The sequence below is a fragment of the Streptococcus sp. SGI.013 genome (assembly GCF_050315295.1).
In the GTDB taxonomy this organism is placed as follows: Bacteria; Bacillota; Bacilli; order Lactobacillales; family Streptococcaceae; genus Streptococcus; species Streptococcus porcorum.
Genome location: NZ_JBNPOS010000093.1, coordinates 1 through 528, shown reverse-complemented (window position 1 = coordinate 528; position 528 = coordinate 1). Strand labels below are relative to the sequence as shown.

The 528-nt window shown below is 42.6% G+C and carries 1 protein-coding gene; it reads left to right on the top strand.

Going from position 1 to position 528, the window contains the following annotated elements; translation table 11 throughout:
• Positions 1 to 528: MucBP domain-containing protein (locus tag ACQRDX_RS09490; RefSeq protein WP_427896650.1), on the top strand; the 528-nt coding region annotated here is incomplete at both ends.

The following is a 528-nucleotide window of genomic DNA, read 5'->3' as shown; positions in this document are numbered from 1 at the left end:
AAATCCTGATGCAGAGATTCCATCAATCCCTACAAACCCAGGAACAGATCAACCAGTAGTACCACACGTACCAGGCTACACACCAGTAGATCCTAAGGACAACACACCGTTGACACCAGTAGATCCAGAAGATCCAACTAAAGGATACGTGCCACCAACACCAGAAAATCCAGGTATTGATACACTTATCCCATACGTACCAGTTGAATCAGCTAAGACAGGTTCAGTTGTGGTTAACTATGTGGACACAGAAGGTAATGTTCTAAAAGCTCCAGTTAAGGACACTACAGATGCACCAGTTGGTACTGACTACGATACAACAGATAACAAACCAACTGAGATTGTTACTGAAGACGGTACCAAGTATGTTCTTGTTCCATCTAAGACAATTGGTTCAGAAAATGGTTCAGTAGTTGAAGGAACAACAGAAATCACTTACGTTTACCAAAAAGTAGCGAAGTGGATTCCACTTATCCCAGGTGTTCCAGAAAACGAACGTCCAACAACTGAGTACCCATTCGATCCAAC